This is a genomic window from Pedobacter sp. UYP24 (genome assembly GCF_054057295.1).
In genome coordinates, this window is record NZ_JBSRZD010000001.1 from 789,063 (window position 1) to 807,354 (window position 18,292).

Annotated in this window: 12 protein-coding genes; 6 read left to right on the plus strand and 6 right to left on the minus strand. The window is 40.9% G+C overall.

What is annotated here, in order from left to right:
* Nucleotides 1-14: 14 nt before the first annotated feature.
* The 3 genes from ACVWYN_RS03555 to ACVWYN_RS03565 form a co-directional block, all read right to left on the minus strand.
* Nucleotides 15-1,508 carry a sigma 54-interacting transcriptional regulator gene (locus tag ACVWYN_RS03555; protein WP_457287447.1) on the minus strand — a complete coding sequence of 498 codons (1,494 nt, stop codon included), beginning with the start codon at nt 1,506-1,508 and terminating at the stop codon, nt 15-17.
* Between the two features lie 17 nt (nt 1,509-1,525).
* Nucleotides 1,526-2,623, minus strand: coding sequence for a vWA domain-containing protein (locus ACVWYN_RS03560; RefSeq protein WP_457287448.1), 1,098 nt, complete (start codon nt 2,621-2,623; stop codon nt 1,526-1,528).
* A gap of 76 nt (nt 2,624-2,699) precedes the next feature.
* Nucleotides 2,700-3,581, minus strand: a complete 882-nt coding sequence (locus ACVWYN_RS03565; protein ID WP_457287449.1) for a cupin-like domain-containing protein — start codon at nt 3,579-3,581, stop codon at nt 2,700-2,702.
* A 164-nt stretch (nt 3,582-3,745) separates the two neighbouring features.
* Between ACVWYN_RS03565 and ACVWYN_RS03570 the strand changes: the two genes are divergently transcribed.
* Nucleotides 3,746-5,860 (plus strand): outer membrane protein assembly factor BamB family protein, encoded by a 2,115-nt coding sequence (locus ACVWYN_RS03570; RefSeq protein WP_457287450.1) that lies wholly within the window; start codon nt 3,746-3,748, stop codon nt 5,858-5,860.
* Between the two features lie 35 nt (nt 5,861-5,895).
* On the opposite strand, the gene ACVWYN_RS03575 is transcribed toward ACVWYN_RS03570, so the two are convergent.
* Nucleotides 5,896-7,584 (minus strand): sodium/sugar symporter, encoded by a 1,689-nt coding sequence (locus tag ACVWYN_RS03575; RefSeq protein WP_457287451.1) that lies wholly within the window; start codon nt 7,582-7,584, stop codon nt 5,896-5,898.
* Between the two features lie 164 nt (nt 7,585-7,748).
* On the opposite strand from ACVWYN_RS03575, the gene ACVWYN_RS03580 reads away from it, so the two are divergent.
* Both ACVWYN_RS03580 and ACVWYN_RS03585 read left to right on the plus strand, forming a co-directional pair.
* A complete protein-coding gene (locus ACVWYN_RS03580; RefSeq protein ID WP_457287452.1) occupies nt 7,749-9,755 on the plus strand; it encodes a DUF1800 domain-containing protein in 2,007 nt (668 codons plus the stop codon).
* A gap of 20 nt (nt 9,756-9,775) precedes the next feature.
* A complete protein-coding gene (locus ACVWYN_RS03585; protein WP_457287453.1) occupies nt 9,776-11,041 on the plus strand; it encodes a DUF1501 domain-containing protein in 1,266 nt (421 codons plus the stop codon).
* Between the two features lie 8 nt (nt 11,042-11,049).
* Here ACVWYN_RS03585 and ACVWYN_RS03590 read toward each other — a convergent pair whose 3' ends face one another.
* Complete coding sequence (locus ACVWYN_RS03590; protein ID WP_457287454.1) at nt 11,050-11,838, minus strand: SDR family oxidoreductase; 789 nt, start codon at nt 11,836-11,838, stop codon at nt 11,050-11,052.
* A gap of 11 nt (nt 11,839-11,849) precedes the next feature.
* Entirely contained in the window at nt 11,850-12,989 is a 1,140-nt protein-coding gene (gene hemW / locus ACVWYN_RS03595) for a radical SAM family heme chaperone HemW (RefSeq protein ID WP_457287455.1), read from the minus strand.
* A gap of 258 nt (nt 12,990-13,247) precedes the next feature.
* Between hemW and ACVWYN_RS03600 the strand changes: the two genes are divergently transcribed.
* Genes ACVWYN_RS03600 through ACVWYN_RS03610 form a run of 3 tightly spaced genes read left to right on the plus strand, consistent with a single transcriptional unit; the run spans nt 13,248 to nt 18,241 of the window.
* Entirely contained in the window at nt 13,248-15,968 is a 2,721-nt protein-coding gene (locus ACVWYN_RS03600) for a TonB-dependent receptor domain-containing protein (protein WP_457287456.1), read from the plus strand.
* 13 nt (nt 15,969-15,981) lie between these two features.
* Complete coding sequence (locus ACVWYN_RS03605) at nt 15,982-17,190, plus strand: right-handed parallel beta-helix repeat-containing protein (protein WP_457287457.1); 1,209 nt, start codon at nt 15,982-15,984, stop codon at nt 17,188-17,190.
* Nucleotides 17,191-17,227: 37 nt separating this feature from the next.
* A complete protein-coding gene (locus ACVWYN_RS03610; RefSeq protein ID WP_457287458.1) occupies nt 17,228-18,241 on the plus strand; it encodes a YncE family protein in 1,014 nt (337 codons plus the stop codon).
* Nucleotides 18,242-18,292 lie beyond the last annotated feature (51 nt).

Consider the following 18,292-nt stretch of genomic DNA (forward strand, 5'->3'; position numbering starts at 1 on the left):
AGTATCCTTTAAAGTTATCTAAAATCAATATCATCATCTTCTTCATTCAGATCGGTATTGAATAGGCTTTCAAACATGTCAGAGAAACCGAAACCTCCATCAAGGTACTTTTTGCTCAGTTGAGAATGCTCAGCTAGTCCGTGCAATACAAACTCCATTAGCAATAACGTTTGGTTCTCGCTCAGCTTCGGATGGAATTTTTTAACCAGATCATAAAGTCCTGTTACGCGCATTAGCTCTTTTTTGTATTTGATGGCTGTTAGTGCATCAGAAACATCAAGTGTATTACCTTCAGTAAACCATTCCGTAATGCTATGATAAGGGTTTGCCGTTTTGCTTTTCTTCGCTTTTTCAGGATCAGGGAAGAAGCGCACAAATAAGGTTTTTATGGCCTTACCAATAAGTGTATTGGCTACTTTTGCTGGGCCCTCTAGTTCTCCTTCATAAACGAGCTCAATCTTGCCTGTTACCGCTGGTATAATGCCAGTTAAATCAGATAGCCTTACAAACGTTGTTTTTTCGCTATTGATCAGCATTCTGCGTTCGGCTGTACTAATTAAGTTTTCGTAGGCAGAAATGGTTAATCTGGCAGAAACCCCAGATTTTTGATCAATAAATTCACTTTGACGGGCTTCGAAGGCCACCTGTTCCACCAGGTCTTTAACCAATCCATCAGCTTCTATCAGCTTTTGCTCTCCTGTAAGTTTCGCTTCCTGGAAAGTGATTTTCCTGGATATGTTGATCGATTTAGGATAATGTGTCAGGATCTGACTTTCTATCCGGTCTTTCAAAGGCGTAACTATAGACCCTCTATTGGTGTAATCTTCAGGGTTCGCTGTAAATACAAACTGTACATCCAATGGCAAGCGTAGTTTGAAACCTCGGATCTGGATGTCTTTTTCCTGTAACATATTAAATAAAGCTACCTGTATACGTGCCTGAAGATCGGGAAGTTCGTTAATAACAAAGATGCTTCTATGAGCCCTCGGTATCAAACCAAAGTGTATTACACGCTCATCGTTATAAGTAAGTTTCAAGGTAGCTGCTTTGATGGGGTCAACATCGCCAATCAAATCCGCTACTGTTACGTCCGGTGTTGCCAGCTTTTCAGTATAACGGTCTGCTCGATGTTGCCAGCTAACCGGAGTATTGTCGCCATGAATGAAAATTTCGTGTTTTGCATACCAGGATATCGGGTTTAAAGGGTCATCGAAGATCTCGCTGCCTGCAACGTACGGAATATATTCATCCAAAAGGTTAACCATTAAGCGCGCAATACGTGTCTTAGCCTGTCCGCGTAGGCCGAGTAGCAAAATATTATGCCTCGATAAAATGGCCGTTTGAAGTTCAGGAATAACAGTTTCGTCGTATCCAAGAATACCTTCAAAACCAGCTTCCTTATTTTGGAGCTGTTTAATCAGGTTCTTACGCAGTTCATCTTTAACTGTTTGTGATTGATAGCCAGCGTCTTTTAAAGCGCCAAGTGTTTTTATGTTGATGTGATCCATTTAGTAGTCGTAGTAAATTACCGCACTGTTTTTCTTCTGTTTTTGATGTAATCTTCAAATATGTATTCGCCCAGGCCAGTAAGAGAACTATAAAAAGCACGGCCTCCATTTATTTGGGTAAATTCACGCACAAATTGCTGTAAGTATGGGTCTTGCGCAATCATAAATGTGGTAATTGGTATATTCAGCCTTTTGCACTGGGCCGCCATATTAAGGGTCTTGTTAACCACCTTCCTATCCAGTCCCATGCTATTTTTGTAATAGCGACCATTCTCTTTTAGGCAGGTAGGCTTACCATCTGTGATCATAAAGATCTGTTTATTATGTGTCTTGCGCCTGCGCAGAAGGTCGGTAGCCAATTCTAATCCAGCAAAAGTGTTGGTATGGAATGGGCCAACCTGAAGATAAGGCAGGTCTTTAACTGAAATTGGCCATGCATCGTTACCAAACACAACAATATCCAGTGTATCTTTAGGATATCTAGTTTTGATCAGCTCGGCTAAAGCCATAGCTACCTTTTTGGCAGGTGTGATGCGGTCTTCCCCGTAAAGAATCATGGAATGGGAAATATCAATCATTAAAACAGTAGAAGTGAGTGTTTTGTAATCCTTCTCTTCCACTTCCAGATCACGCTCAGTCAAAGTGAAATCGCCAATGCCATGATTAATCAGGGAATTCTGAATGGAGGCAGTCATATCTATCTGATCCAGACTATCGCCAAAATTAAACTCTCTTCTATCCGCATTCTTCTCCTCGCCAATACCTGATAGATTGCTGTTGTGATTTCCTTTGCCGGCTTTTTTTAGCTTCCCAAAAATCTCTTCTAATGCAGATTTACGTATCGTCTGCTCTGTTTTGCTGGTAATGCTTAAATCGCCGTTCTTTCCATCCTCCTTAATATAACCTTTATCTTTCAGGTCATCTATGAAGTCACCCATACCATAATCGTTGGTTGTAAACTTATATTTTTTATCCAGCTCGTTCATCCAGGCCAGAGTTTCCCCTGCATCACCTGCAGTATAGTTAAGCAACTGGGTAAAAAGTTTAAGCAATTCATCAAATCCACCCTTAGGCAAATCGTCAGGCATTAAATTTGAAAACTGGAACCCTCTCATATATTGATAATAAACGAATTATCGAAGGTAAAAGTTTAAGGTTTGATTAATGTTATCCCCTTGTAAAAATACCCTGTTATTTAGGGCTTCCGCTGGCTAAAGCACGGTTGGCTCTTTTAATAGCCAACTTTTCTCTCCATTTAGCATAAGGCGCTTTGAATGCCATCTTCAGCAAGCTATCTATTCCTCCTTTTAAGGCCAGGTTAAATACGCTTTGCGCTTTCCTGGTTATTGAAGCATCCCAGGCCCTCAAACTTAAAGAGAAAGATCCATCAAGGTATTTCATCCAGTGCCACATACCAGTTGGCATAAACAGCGTATCCCCATGTTCCAGAAATACTTCATAGCCTTCAACCCCTTCCAATGCAGGGAATTTTTTAGTATCTGGGTTGGCTACATCATAGTCTTCCAGCGCGTAGGTGGCGTTAGGGATACAATACAGTCTTTTTTTCCATTTATTGTCGAACAGGATAATGTGTTTCCTGCCGCCAAAGTGGGTATGGAAAAGATGGGGCAGGTCAATATCGTAGTGTAAAAAAGTAACAGAATTAGAGCCTCCAAAAAACATAGCAGGCATGCTTTCAATAAATCCACCCATCAGCTCTTTTGGGATTACGATGTCTTCTACCAGTGAAGGTACATGCTTAAACAGGTTGAAAAAGAAGATGCGTAGTTCAGTTGGTTTAGATTTAATCAAATCCAGATAATCACCAAAACGCATATTGGCAACAGATGCATTAATAGGTTTTGAAGGATCAGCTTTAGAGTTATCCATCAGGCTCACGTTTACATCACCCGCAATTTCCTTAAGGTAATCTGTAGTCCACTTTTCCCTGGCCGGCCATGTTTTGGTTAAACCTTTAATTACTAATGGTCTCCTGGGGTCCAGGTAATTTTTTTTGAAATCAGCAGGGCTGATTTGCTCCACGGTATCTACCGGCTTTAAATTAAAGCTCATATTTTAAGGATAAGATACTCGTAAACGACGATATGCCTATTAACCGATCTTATATAAGGCAAACATATAAAATTTACTTGATTTTAACACGGATGGTATTTTCCAAAATCTTACTTTTATAGGAACCCGTGGTCCTATCCTCGCAAATAACCAGATATCATTTTATGGATAACAATACCAGATTCGTCTTTTCATTAATAACCATTATATTTTTATTAGGTTGTGAAAGCAAACTGAACCGCCCTAACCAGCAGACTGAATGGTCCGAATATTTGGGTGGACCAGATCGTAACCACTATTCTTCTCTGTCGCAGATTAACTTAAAGAATGTAAGCAAGTTGCAAATGGCATGGGAATACAAGTCTGGTGATTCTGGTCAGGTACAGTGTAATCCGATTATGGTAAAAGGGTTACTATATGGTGTAACCGCTTCCAACCAGGTTTTTGCACTTGATGCCGCCACGGGTATAGAGAAATGGCGGTATAAACAACCCGGCGAACCTACTTCTAATGCCAATAGGGGAGTAACTTATTGGGAAGATGGTAATGATAAAAGAATTCTATATGCGTACAATTCAGATCTCTGGGCATTGAATGCTGAAACCGGTCAGCCCATTTCTTCCTTCGGAGATGCTGGGAGAGTAAGTTTAAAATCCGGACTGGAGCCAGCTGCAAAAGATCAGTATGTAATTTCTACTACTCCGGGAACCTTGTTTGAAGACCTGATTGTAATGCCCATTCGCGTAGGTGAAGGTTATGGTGCGGCTATTGGTTATGTGCAGGCATTTAATGTTAAAACAGGGAAGATAGCATGGGTTTTCAAAACCTTACCAGATCCTGGTGAACCGGGTGCAAATACCTGGCCGGCAGATGTAAAAGCGAAGGGAGATGTAGGCGCTGTTAACAATTGGGCCGGAATGGCGGTAGACAGGAAAAGAGAAATGATCTTTATACCAACAGGTTCTGCTGCATTTGATTTTTATGGAGGAGACAGGCTTGGTGCAAATCTTTATGCCAACTGTCTAATCGCACTTAACGTAAGAACCGGCAAATATATTTGGCATTACCAATTTATACACCACGACATCTGGGACAAAGACATTCCTGCGCCACCAAATTTAATCAGGGTTAAGCACAATGGAACGTTTATAGATGCAGTGGCCCAAATTACGAAGCAGGGTATGGTATTCCTTTTTAACAGGAGTACGGGCGTACCCTTATTCCCGATTAAGGAACAAACTTTTCCTGCATCCCAACTTCCTGGGGAGCAGGCATGGCCTACTCAACCTATACCTGTGCTCCCTGCGCCGTTCTCGCGACAAACTGTTACTGAAAGCGAGATCAGTTCTCTTGCAGGGAACAGGGCTCAGCTACTATCTATCTTTAGGAAATCAGGAAAAGGTTTGTTTCAGCCGCTTGGCCTTACACCAACTGTAGTATTGCCTGGGGCAGATGGCGGTGCCGAATGGGGTGGCGCAGCAGCAGATCCCGAGGGTATTTTGTATGTAAATTCTAATGAAATGCCCTGGTTGTTTAGCCTTAGTTTAACTCCTAAAGAAGATAAAGAAAGTAGTTTAAGTCCGGGTAATTTACTTTATAACAATACTTGTATTACCTGTCACGGACCTGAGCTCAAAGGCAATCCGGCCAGCGGGTTTCCTTCTTTAGTAAACATTAAAGCAAAGTTGGCACGTAAGGAGGCAACCCGTCTCATCACCACTGGAAAGGGTATGATGCCCGGTTTTAGCAGTTTAACAAGTATTCAGAAACAAACAATTGTAGATTTTCTATTCAAAGAAGAAAAAACAGAAGCACCCAATGTTGCAACGGTCAATGCTGCAAAGCCCGCCGGGCGACCTTACCAATTTGATGGTTATAACAAATTTTTGGACAACAACGGTTATCCTGCAATTTCTCCACCTTGGGGCAGGCTCACAGCTATAGATATGAATACGGGTAAACACTTATGGCAAAAAACACTTGGGGAGTTCAAAGAACTTACTGCAAAGGGCATTCCTCAAACGGGTACAGAGAATTATGGCGGACCAGTAGTTACTGCCGGTGGACTGCTTTTCATTGCCGCTACTAAAGACGGTATGTTTAGGGCATATGATAAAAGAACAGGAACACTGTTGTGGGAAATAGAATTGCCTGCGGCGGGTTATGCTACGCCAAGCACATACCAGGTTAATGGTAAGCAATACATTGTTGTCGCTTGTGGAGGAGCAAAGCTGGGAACAAAAAAAGGCGATAGCTATATAGCCTTCTCCTTAAAATAAGAGGAGCAGTTTTGCTGCCCCTCTATACTCCTATTTTACCAGAAAATACTATAAAGGGCAACAATTACCCCGCAAATTAACAAAGCGCCAACAGCAAAAGCCGGACTGGTTTTAAACATTCCCCTATCAATTTCCAGACCTTTAGGGTTAACGCCTTTTCTGTTCTCCATTTTGCTAATGATAAACATGGAAACTACACAGATCAGGAATACGAACCCCATCCTGTCCAGAAAGGGAATCTCGTACAACATCGTTCCATCTTTTTGTTCTGCAAGTTTAGAGAATCCAAAAGGACTTAACCATTCCAGATTGGCAAACATTGGTAATACCTTAAAGCCAACAGATAATAGGAAACCTCCTATAGTCGCAAAAAGGGCAGCATTTGAGGTGGTTCTTTTCCAGAAAAAGCCCAGTATAAACATCGCAAAGATACCTGGAGATACGAAACCCGTATACTCTTGTATAAACTGGAAGCCTCCCTTTTTATCAATACCTAATTGAGGTGCAATTACAATTGCTAGAACCATTGCTACAATAACTGTGATCCGACCTATAATTACCTGCTTTTTCTCATCAGCATTCTTATTAATTACTTTCTTGTACACATCAAGAGTAAAGATGGTTGCAATACTATTTGCTTTACCAGCTAAAGAGGCAACAATAGCCGCTGTCAATGCTGCAAAAGAAAGTCCTTTCAATCCGGCAGGCAATAAGTTCAGTAATACAGGATAGGCAGAATCGGCATTTAATGAACCATCCTTAAGCATGGCGGTTTGGAAAGATCCATAACCTTCTTTATATAATACATAAGCTGCAATACCTGGCAATACCACAATAACCGGCATCAATAGCTTTAAACCCGCGGCGAATAATAAACCGCCTCTTGCAGTTTTCAGATCAGCTCCTAATGCTCTTTGGGTAATGTATTGGTTACAACCCCAGTAGTTAAGGTTTACAATCCACATTCCACCAATCAATACCGTTAAGCCAGGCAGATCCATATAATGTGGGCTTTCTTTATGGAAAATCATGTGAAGATGGTCTGATGCCTTTTCTTTGATCAGGCTTAATCCATTTAATACGCCTGAAGTACCAAAATGCGTTGCAACCAGTTCTAAAGCCAAATAGGTTGTTGCCAAACCGCCCAGAATTAAGAAGAATACCTGTATTACATCTGTATATCCGATTACTTTCATTCCACCAAGGGTAATAATTACGGCAAATACAGAAAGGATATACATACAGGCCGTCGTATTAATTCCTGATATACTGTTAATAGCAAGTGCCCCCAGGTATAAAATTGAAGTTAGGTTAACTACTACATATAGCAACAGCCAGAATATAGCCATGATCATGGCTACCGTACTGTTGTAACGCTGCCCAAGAAACTGGGGCATGGTATAGATCTTATTCTTGATGTATACCGGTATAAAAAATACAGCCACAATGATCAGGGTGGCTGCGGCCATCCATTCATAAGTAGCTATGGCAAGACCCATTTTAAAACCTGATCCGCTCATCCCAATAAATTGCTCTGCAGATATATTGGAAGCAATTAGCGAGGCTCCAATGGCCCACCAGGTTAAGGAATCTTTTGCAAGGAAGAAATCTTTAGAGTTTTCTTTTTGTGCTTGTTTTTTGCGGTATACCATCCAGCCATAGATGGCCACAATGAAAAAATATACCAGGAAAACGACGTAATCGTAAGTGCTTAAAGTGTTCATGAGTTTGTATTGGTTAAATAAAGTTAATAAACCAATTCCATAACTGATGAAAACAGCGGCAAAAATTATAAATTACCTATTTAAAATGCAGGTAACGTTACATTTATTTTAATCTTTTTAATCTTTTAGTTGTCATACCCATAACAATTATAAAAGTATTCTCTATGAAAACACCAGTTAGAGTGATCAGTTCATTTTTATTTGTTCTCAGTTTAACCATTTTATTTACTGCATTTCAAAGTAGTAAAACTGCCCTAATTAAGCTGACCTTCCCTTATAAGCAGGCCGGACTTACAGAACGTCAGGCGGCAGCTCATTTGCTTAGTCGTTTTACCTATGGAGTTAAAGCAGGCGATGTTGATGAAGTAGTGAAAGAAGGATTGGAAAAATGGTTTAAAAAGGAGCTCGATGGCGGACAGCCGGATCAGGAATTGGAAGCCATGCTAAAGCCTTTTGCAGATATTAATTTAACCAACACCGAGGTTGAAAACAAATATCCCCGTGCACCTAAGGTGCTAAGAATGGCTATTAAAGAAGGTGTAATCAATAAGGATTCCGTAAATAAGGGTGATCAAAAAGCCTATAGGAAGCAACTTCAGGGTTATAGAGATTTAAAGGGGTACGGACAGGAACAGGATCTGCTTCGCCAGTTCATCAATCAGAAAATGTTGCGTGCTACCTACACCAATAACCAGCTACAAGAGTTGCTTACGGATTTTTGGTTTAATCATTTTAATGTATCGCTTACAAAAAATCAATGTGCTGCGTACGTGCCAGCCTTTGAGCGTGACGTAATCCGTCCCAATGTAACGGGCAAGTTCAGCACATTATTAATGGCTACTGCCAAATCGCCGGCCATGCTCATTTATCTGGATAATTTCACCAGTGCTGGTCAGCCTGTCGCTGCAACAGATATGGATGGCATGCAAATGGCCAATCCCAACACAGATATGGGTGCTAAAGTCCGTGCAAACTTGTTTCGGAGAAGAATGAACAACAAGAACCTTTCTCCATTGGATACAGCAATGGTGGGAAAACTAAAAAAGGCCCAACAAAATAAAAAAACCTCTGGTGGATTGAATGAAAATTATGCAAGGGAAGTTATGGAATTGCATACGCTAGGTGTTGACGGAGGCTATACCCAAAGCGATGTAACACAAGCCGCCAGAGTATTAACAGGTTGGACTATCGCACCAATGGGCGACGAAGGGGGTTATGGTGCCGCCTACAAGAAAGTGATTGAAAAAATTGGAGAAGAAAACCTGGGAAAGAGGGGCTTTGTAAAAGAAGGCGACTTCCTGTTCGTTCCACCTCGCCATGATAATCAGGAGAAAACAGTTTTAGGTAAAAAATTTCCCGCCGGAGGCGGATATCAGGAAGGAGTTGATTTGCTAAATATGCTGGCACATCATCCTTCAACCGCTAAGTTCATTGCTAAGAAATTAGCTACCAGATTTGTTAATGATCAGCCAGATCCTAAGCTGGTTGATAAAATGGCCAAGACTTTTTTGAGTACAGATGGCGATATTAAACAAGTGATGATTACTATGGTATCCGCACCAGAATTCTGGTCGGCCAGCTCCCTGCGAGAGAAAACCAAGTCTCCATTTGAGTTGGCCATCAGTGCAGTAAGGGGGCTTGATGCACAAATTACCCAGCCTTATCAGCTTTACAACTGGATTAACAAAATGGGACAAAAGATGTACTATTACCAGGCACCAACCGGTTTTCCAGACCGTGGACAATACTGGATAAACACAGGTGCGTTGCTCAATAGGATGAATTTCGGATTGGCATTAGCGGCTCAAAGAATACCGGGTATTAAAATCAATTTACTAGCACTAAATAACAACCATGAGCCCGAGAGCTCAGAAGCTGCTTTGTCTACATACAGCAAACTGGTTATGCCAGAGCGCGACCTGACAAAAACAATTGAGCGATTAAAACCAATGTTAAACGATCCGGAATTAACGGCGAAAGTAGCTAAGGCTGCGGAAAAGTCGCCGGTACTTCAACCCGCAATGCAGCAGAGAGAGGGAGACAATATGATGAGTGATGAGGGAACTGAGCCTAAAAAAATTAAGCCTGTTTCTGTAGCTGTAGTAAACAACAACATGCTGGCCCAGGTGGTGGGTGTAATTATCGGCTCTCCAGAATTTCAACGTAAATAAAGACCTAAAAGAAATAGATCATGACTTCAAGAAGAGGATTTATAAAAGGAGGGGGCTTGGCCCTGTTTGGTATTGGATTAGGAGGCATACCAGGCTTTCTTGCCAACGCTGTTGCTGGCACAAAAGCACCAGGATTATTTAAAAGACGCAAGGTGATGGTATGCATATTTCAACGTGGCGCCATGGATGGATTAATGGCTGTTACTCCGTTTACAGATGAATATTTGAAAGCTGCACGACCAAATTTGTTTATGTCGGCCGCGCAGGGTTCATCTGTAAATCCGTTGATAGACCTGGATGGTAAATTTGGTTTGCACCCATCAATGTCTGCTTTTGAGTCTGCATTCAGAGATAAACGAATGGCCATTGTACATGGCATTGGGTCTCCAAATAATACCCGTTCTCATTTTGATGCGCAGGATTATATGGAATCAGGGACGCCTTTTAAAAAGGGGACTGATAGCGGTTGGTTAAATAGAGCAGTGGGTTTGTTGGGTCATGAAGCCGCAACACCGTTCCAGGGAGTTAGCCTTACCTCATCTTTACCCAGATCTTTTTATGGTGACAATGCTGCGGTAGCTATCAATAACTTGCAAGATTTTAATCTGCAAATGAAAGGCAGTGCGGGGTTGGTAAATAGCACAGCCAAAAGCTTTGAAGACCTATATGATCAAACCTCTTCCAGCTTGTTAAAAGAAACCGGGAAAGAAAGTTTTGATGCCATTAAAATGCTTCAGAAAACTGATATAAAAAATTACAAACCTGAAAACAATGCGGTTTATCCCAATACATCTTTAGGTAATTCCTTAAAACAAATTGCACAGCTTATAAAAATGGATGTAGGTATGGAGGTGGCCTTTACTGAATCAGGTGGCTGGGATACCCACTTTAATCAAGGTAAAGAAACCGGGATATTTGCCCGAAATGTAAATGATCTGAGCGAGAGTATGATGGCATTTTGGAAGGACATGGGAACTTTACAAGACGATGTAACGGTGATGACAATGACTGAATTTGGCCGTACCGTAAAACAAAATGGAACAGGAGGAACAGATCACGGTCGCGCTTCCTGTAATTTTATATTGGGTAGCGGTGTTAAAGGAGGTTTGGTACATGGATTAGTAAATCCATTAGCTGTAGAAAATTTGGAAGATGGAAGAGATCTGGCAGTAACTACAGATTTCAGGAGTGTGTTTAGCGAGGTAGCAGATAAACACCTTGGCATCCATAACGATAAAATATTATTCCCGGAATGGACGGGTAAACAGATCGGGGTGATGAGCTAAGGGATTACTTAACGCGTTACTTTGGCTGTTCTCATGTATTTGGAAAATCTTAAGGGGAAGAAGCGTTTAAGCCAAACCCCTTTAACTTCTTTTCCACCTACATAAACCTCTTCCTTTTTAGCTTTAATGGCAGCAACTATTTTCGCTGCGCATTCTTCAGCAGACATACCATTTTCCTGATCTCCATCCATTGTTCCTTGAGGAGAACCATCACCTGTTACGGCATTGATGGATACATTTGTTTTAATAAAACCAGGACAAATTATGGTTATTGTTATGTTTTTATCGAAAACTTCCGAGCGAAGTGAATCAAAATACCCATGAAGCGCATGTTTAGAAGCCGCATAGGCGGAGCGCAATCTTGTTCCGAACTTGCCAGTAAGACTGCTGATGCATACGATTTGTCCCCCACCATTTTTAATCATCAAAGGAAGTACCGCTTTACTCAAAACCACTGTTCCCCAAAAATTCACGTTCATCACACGCTGTTCGGTTTCTAACTGAGTATCAAGAGCTAGGGCACGCTGACTAATCCCACCACTATTAATTAGCAGATCAATGCGTCCAAATATGCGCAATGCTTCTTCAGCTTTCTGATTAAGCGACGCGGTATCGGCAAGGTCAAGTGGCAGAACGTGAATGTTAATCATGTTTTTAGTAGCCATTTTAACCCTGTACAATTCCTCTCTGTTGCGGGAAGAAATAATCAGCTTAGCACCTTCATTACTGTATGCATTAACCAATGCTTCGCCTATGCCTGAAGAAGCACCTGTTATCCAGATCACGTTTTTATTCATGGTATTGCTATTTATCTGTGGTCTTCAATAGAGAGGAAAAATTCGGATGCAATATAATCTGCAAAGAGCTTACCATCATCAGTTAATTGTAAATAACCCTCGTTCTCTGTCAGCCAGTTTCGCTGCACAAAAGTTTTACTGGTTTTAAGTGTATCGGCCAGGAAAAATTGACCAAACTCGTTTTCAATCTTAGTTAAACTACTGCCCCACATGGTACGAAGGGAAGTCATCATATACTCATTAAACCTATCGTAAATACCCAATTCCTCAATGCTTTCTGGTATTTTTCCTTCGGCCATGCTACTTAGATAAGCGGCGTTATTGGCTATGTTGAGATACCTGACATTACCATTAAAACCATGAGCAGAAGGACCAATGCCTAAATAAGGAACACCTCGCCAATAGTTGGTGTTGTGCACTGCGTGCTTTCCGGGTTTACTAAAGTTAGAAATTTCGTAATGATCAAAATTGGCGAGCTTCAGTTTATCAATTAACGCGATAAATTGGGCGGCACTTTGCTCATCATTTAGCGGAATATCTTTTCCTCTTTTTATAGAACTGGCCAATGCTGTGCGTGGCTCAACGGTTAAGGAATAGGCTGATATATGTGGCGTTTCCAGTTCAATTGCTTTATTAATATTCTGCAGCCATTTAGTGTCCGTAAGCAGGGGGTAGCCGTAGATGAGGTCAATACTCAGGTTTTCAAAGCCTGCATCCTGACTCCTTTTAATACAAGTTTCTGCTTCGCTGGCATTGTGTGCCCTATTCATCCAAATCAGATCTTCCTCAAAAAAAGACTGAATACCAATGCTAAAGCGGTTCACGGGCAACTGCCTAAGCTCAGAGATCTTTGAGGAACTAAGGTCGTCTGGATTTGCTTCAATCGTAATCTCTGCATCAGCTGTAACGGAGAAGTTTTTGGTGATGGTATTAAAGATTTTTTCAAAATGTTTAGTCGGCAATACCGAAGGAGTGCCTCCGCCAAAGTAAATGGTGCCTACTTGATCTGTGATCCTGTCCTTCTTCTTAGAAATTTCATCGCAAATCGCATCTGTCATTTCATCTACATACTTTAAAGAAGTACTAAAGTGAAAATCACAGTAGGTACAAGCCTTTTTACAAAATGGAATGTGGATATATATACCGGACATATGATGTTAATTTTTACGCTACTCTGGAGTTACTATTCAGATTTGACGAGTAACAAAAGTAATAAATAAAAAGTCACCAATATTATGGGCACTTTTCCATTAAGGTATTGTTAAATGAAAAACGATACATGTTAAGTAGCTGTTGAAAGCACCAATGAAATGTTAATTGTTGATTATTAATATATTAATATTTTACTTTCTATTTATTTATTCAGTTTTCCTCCAGATTTGGTCGGGTCTTTCGATCAAAAATTCTCTATGAAGAAAACATTCTACCTCATTACAGGGCTCCTTTTTATAGCTTCCTTTTCCTATGCCCAACAAATTATTTTAAAAGGGCAGGTTGTTGATAAAAATACTAGCGAGCCCCTGACAGGTGCATATGTGCACTTCGAGGATAAAAAAGGCGGCGCCATTACAGATGCGTTTGGCTATTATTCAATTAACGATATAACTCGAGGGGAGTACAAATTAAAAGTCAAATATGTTGGCTATGCCGAATATGAAGAAAAGATCCAGATTTCCGAGAGTCAAGTTTTAAATATCAAACTTTCGGAAAAGTCAAAGTCACTTAAACAGGTTCAGGTATATGGGAAAACTGATGGAGAATCAGAAACCTCTTCGCGTCGCTCTGAGAAAAATGCAAATAACATCACTAACGTTCTTTCAGAACAAGCCATGAAGCGGTCACCGGATATCAGTGCAGCCAATGCGCTAGCCCGTGTTTCAGCGGTTACTATTCAGCGTAATAGCGGTTCTGATGATGCCTATGCCATTATCAGGGGCTTGGAGCCGCGTTATAACAATACCCTGATCAACGGTGTTAAAGTAACCAGTCCGGACCCGGTATCTCGTTTCATTTCCTTAAGCATCGTACCATCGGATTTGTTGGAAAAGATTGAAGTAAGTAAATCATTAACACCGGAGATGGAAGGAGATGCGATTGGCGGAACAGTTAACCTGGTGTTTAAAGATGCTCCCGAGTATGAATATTTCAAAGCCAATGGTTCTATTGGTTACAGCGGTCTGTTTTTAAACAGAAAATATGATGATTTCAACCAAGGTGCGGTGCAAAGGCAAAGTCCCATTAAAAGGTTTGGATCTTCTTACCTGGCTACACCGGGATACTTTTCAAGGGCTAACCTGGATTTTACTCGCAAGAATGCACCAGCTACATCGCTGCTGGGCTTTACTTATGGTCGCCGTTTCTTTAATAACAAATTGGGTTTTATTATTGGGGATAGTTATCAAAATCAATATTATGGTACCAATTCACAGTTTAATAATGCGCAATTAGATACACGGCCAGGCAAAGGTTTTCAGCCGGTCATTTCCGATGTGGCCAACCGTACTTATTCCACGCAACAATTGAACAATGGTTTATCAGGTCACGTAGATTATAAATTCGACGATCAGAATAAGATTAGCCTTGACAATGTGTTCCTCTATACACGTCTTGCCCAAACCCGTTTAAGCATCGATACCTCTATTTTAGGGGGCAACGGCGGCCGAGTGGGTCCTGGAACAGGTACAGTATTTAATGACAATCGTTCTACCCTTCAGAACCAATATGTGGAAAATCTTAAACTATCAGCCAAGCATGTGTTGTCTCAGCATTTCCTATTTGACTGGGCGGGGGTTTATTCTAATGCTACACAGATTTCGCCAGATCGGGCGGATATTTCTTATAACCATTTAGTCAATCCCGATTTTACCAACACACCTAACTATTTTAATAATATATCCCGCATCTGGCAAAAAAATGGCAATAAAGATCTGAGTGCTATGGCGAACCTGGGTTATAAAACTGGCTTGGGCGCTAACAAATCAATAGAATTAAAAGCAGGAGGATTATATCGGCATAGCACACGATATAATCGTCAAAATGAATATTCATTACGACCTACAGCAACAGCAAATGGAGTAAAAAGCCCGTTCACTGATATCTACTCGGCCGACTGGATAGTTTACAATGTTACCGGTTCACTGGCAAGTGATAAGGCTAATTATACGGCGTATGAAAATATAACATCTGGTTATGGCGAATTTAAACTTACGCTAAATCAGATGGATGTTGTAGGTGGCTTGCGATTAGAAAAGACTCAGCAGGGCTATGATACACATCCGGTGGTACTGGACATCAGAAGCAATTCTAAAAAAACTTATGCAGATGTTTTGCCGAGTTTGCAGTTTAAATACAGGCTAACTGAAATATCAAATTTACGTGCGTCTTATTTTAAATCTATTTCACGCCCGGCGCTATACGAATTGGTGCCTACTCCAACATTAGGACAAAGTACTGATGTAACTGGTAACCCATTTGTACAGCATACTGTAGCAGATAATTATGACCTCCGATTTGAACTTTTCCCGAAAAAGGAAGAACAAATATTTATCGGTGGTTTTTATAAGAATATCGTTAATCCGATTGAATTTGCATTAAATAGTTCAAACAATGGCCAGCTAAGTACAACGCCTCAAAACTTTGGAACAGCAAAAGTAGCTGGTGCCGAAGTAGTTTACAGCAAATACTTTGGCGACTTCGGTGTGTCAGGTAATTATACCTACACTTATTCTGATATTAACACTACTAAAATCTATACTTCCACTGATGCCGGTGGTGTAACTACATCGGTTCCGAAACTGCAAAGCAGGCCGCTGCAGGGACAGACTGGAAACGTTGTGAACCTATCGGTAATGTATAAAAATGATACGCAAAAGGCATTCGTGCAACTAGCATACACCTATACCAGCCGTACACTAACGCTTGTATATAGCAATTATGGTTATGACTATTATCAGCAACCACAGTCTTTCCTGGCACTTTCAGGAGAAAAGCAGGTAGGCAAGCACTTTACCTTGACAACCAAGGTCAATAACATCCTGAACACGCCTACAACGGTTAAGATCAACAATCTTATTCAGTCGCGGGATATTTATAATGTAAACTTCAATATAGGTTTCCGTTATGCACTTTAAAATAAATAAGAAGATGAAATTAAGCTATACCTATACGCTTGCAGCAGGTTTGCTGTTGGCGTTGACCTTCAACGCCTGTAAAAAATCAGAAGTAACTACCTTCAACCAAATAAAAATACCAACCTCCAGTCCAATTACACCGGGTAATATAAGCGGTTTCGTAAAGGGAACGTTATTAACTGGGCAAACTTATACGGTCACTGCCGATATAACTATAAAGAAAGGCGATACACTGTCCGCACAGCCCGGTACCGTTGTCATTGTAAAGAACAATGCACAGATTATTGTTCAGGGAGCGTTGAAATTAATTGGTTCAAAAGATCAGCCAATCTCATTCAACTCAGATAGTAATAAGCCAGGTACCTGGGGAGGTTTCAAATGCGATACTGCACAGGCCATTACCATTAAGTGGACACATATTGACAACACCGGTGGGCCTGACGCTTCAGGATCTGCCAGGGGAACCCTTAAAGTTGCTAAAGCGATCAATGTAGACATTGAAGACTCCTGGTTCACTAATGGTCAGGATGATTTAATGGCCATTAGCAATGGCGCTACGGTTACCCTTTTAAGAAATACCATCAGTTCATCCGGTAGTACCGATGGTGAAGGTATTAATCTGAAAACCGGTATTAAAGGCGTGGTCGCTTATAACGTGATCTTCAGCCAGGCGGGTTCCGGTGTTAAACTGGAAACAAGCTCCAAAGTACCATTCCCGCAAACTGAAGTTGACGTTTATAACAATACCTTTGTGTCCATTGGCTGGCGCCGGGGGTCGGCAGAACCAGGTCGGGCAGTATCTGTAGGCGTTAATGCCATCGGCCATATTTACAATAATATCATCGTTAATTGTTATCATGGCATTGAGCTATTTACAGACGGCGACCTAACTAAAACTACCTATGGAAACAACTTGTTTTACGCAACTGTTGATACCTATGCTGATTTGGTAGTGCCTACACAAAAAATCAGTATCCGGGATAATTTCTATCCGGAAGGTGCACTGGGTAAGCCACAAGTGTCAGATCTAATCTCTAAAAAGATAGGCGATAAGGACCCATTGTTCGTGAATTTCGACGGTACGGTAGCGGCACCAAACGGTTTTCCAAATAGTTATGACTTTCGTTTACAGAACAATTCCCCCGCCTTCAGTGCAGGTAACCCCAAATACAACCTTGACTTGGGTGCTTATACTTCTGACGGTAAAGGCAATCAACATTAATTAGCAAATTATTTAAACCATTATACAATCCATTAACATGAAAAAAATATATTACATTCTACTAAGTATTACCTTTTGGTGTGGCATCAATTCAGCAAATGTTTTTGCGCAAAAAAATCTATACGTTTTAGAAAAAACAATACCGCTGCCCGGAGATGGCGGCAATGATTATGTATATATTGATCAGGCAAACCATCATTTGTATGCTTCGCATGGCACGATCGTGAATGTGGTAGATCTTAAAAGCGGCAAAGCAATCGGGATTATAGACGGTATGCAGGGAGTACACGGCATCGCTATTGTGAATGATTTAAATAGGGGCTTCATTACCGATGGTAAGGCTAACGCCATTATTGCTTTTGATATTAAAACACTAAAGATTATTAAAACCATCCCGATAACCGGCAAAAATCCTGACGCAATAATTTACGACCCGTTCTCCAAAAAAGTTTTTGCGTTTGAGGGTCACAGTAGTTCTGTCGCTGTCATCGATCCGCAGGAATTAACACAAGTTGGCGCTATAGATGCAGGCGGTGAGCCTGAATTTGCAGTATCTAACGGCAAGGGGTTGATTTATACCAATCTGGAAGATAAAAGTAGGCTTGCAGTTATCGATACTAAAACGTTGAAGGTGTCTAAAAGCTACCCCCTTGATCGCTGTGGTGGACCAACTGGCCTCGCCTTGGATAAAAAGAATCAACGGCTGTTTACCGTTTGTCGCGAAAATAAAGGAATGAGCGTAATTGATGCTACCAATGGTAAAGTTTTACAAACCTTGCCCATTGGCGCGGGTGTGGACGCAGTAGTTTATGATGCAGTTAACAAACTGGTCATCGCCTCTAATGGTGACGGTACGGCCAATGTATTTAAACAAAACAGTCCTGATAGCTATACATTACTGCAAACATTAATTACACAGCCTCGTGCTAAAACAATGGCTTTAGATGCAGAAACACATGAAATATATTTTCCTGTATCTGACTATCAGCAGGGTAGTAAAATCCCGTTGCCCGGTTCATTTAAGTTATTGGTCTTTAGGTTAAAAAATTAAACACAGAAGGGATCTGTTTGGATTAACCCGATTATTATAATTGTGGCTTAT

Bases quoted from the DNA above. Each gene is read 5' to 3' on its own strand.
- ACVWYN_RS03555 (WP_457287447.1), bottom strand. From the start codon at position 1,508: ATGGATCACATCAACATAAAAACACTTGGCGCTTTAAAAGACGCTGGC.
- ACVWYN_RS03560 (WP_457287448.1), bottom strand. From the start codon at position 2,623: ATGAGAGGGTTCCAGTTTTCAAATTTAATGCCTGACGATTTGCCTAAG.
- ACVWYN_RS03565 (WP_457287449.1), bottom strand. From the start codon at position 3,581: ATGAGCTTTAATTTAAAGCCGGTAGATACCGTGGAGCAAATCAGCCCT.
- ACVWYN_RS03570 (WP_457287450.1), top strand. From the start codon at position 3,746: ATGGATAACAATACCAGATTCGTCTTTTCATTAATAACCATTATATTT.
- ACVWYN_RS03575 (WP_457287451.1), bottom strand. From the start codon at position 7,584: ATGAACACTTTAAGCACTTACGATTACGTCGTTTTCCTGGTATATTTT.
- ACVWYN_RS03580 (WP_457287452.1), top strand. From the start codon at position 7,749: ATGAAAACACCAGTTAGAGTGATCAGTTCATTTTTATTTGTTCTCAGT.
- ACVWYN_RS03585 (WP_457287453.1), top strand. From the start codon at position 9,776: ATGACTTCAAGAAGAGGATTTATAAAAGGAGGGGGCTTGGCCCTGTTT.
- ACVWYN_RS03590 (WP_457287454.1), bottom strand. From the start codon at position 11,838: ATGAATAAAAACGTGATCTGGATAACAGGTGCTTCTTCAGGCATAGGC.
- hemW (WP_457287455.1), bottom strand. From the start codon at position 12,989: ATGTCCGGTATATATATCCACATTCCATTTTGTAAAAAGGCTTGTACC.
- ACVWYN_RS03600 (WP_457287456.1), top strand. From the start codon at position 13,248: ATGAAGAAAACATTCTACCTCATTACAGGGCTCCTTTTTATAGCTTCC.
- ACVWYN_RS03605 (WP_457287457.1), top strand. From the start codon at position 15,982: ATGAAATTAAGCTATACCTATACGCTTGCAGCAGGTTTGCTGTTGGCG.
- ACVWYN_RS03610 (WP_457287458.1), top strand. From the start codon at position 17,228: ATGAAAAAAATATATTACATTCTACTAAGTATTACCTTTTGGTGTGGC.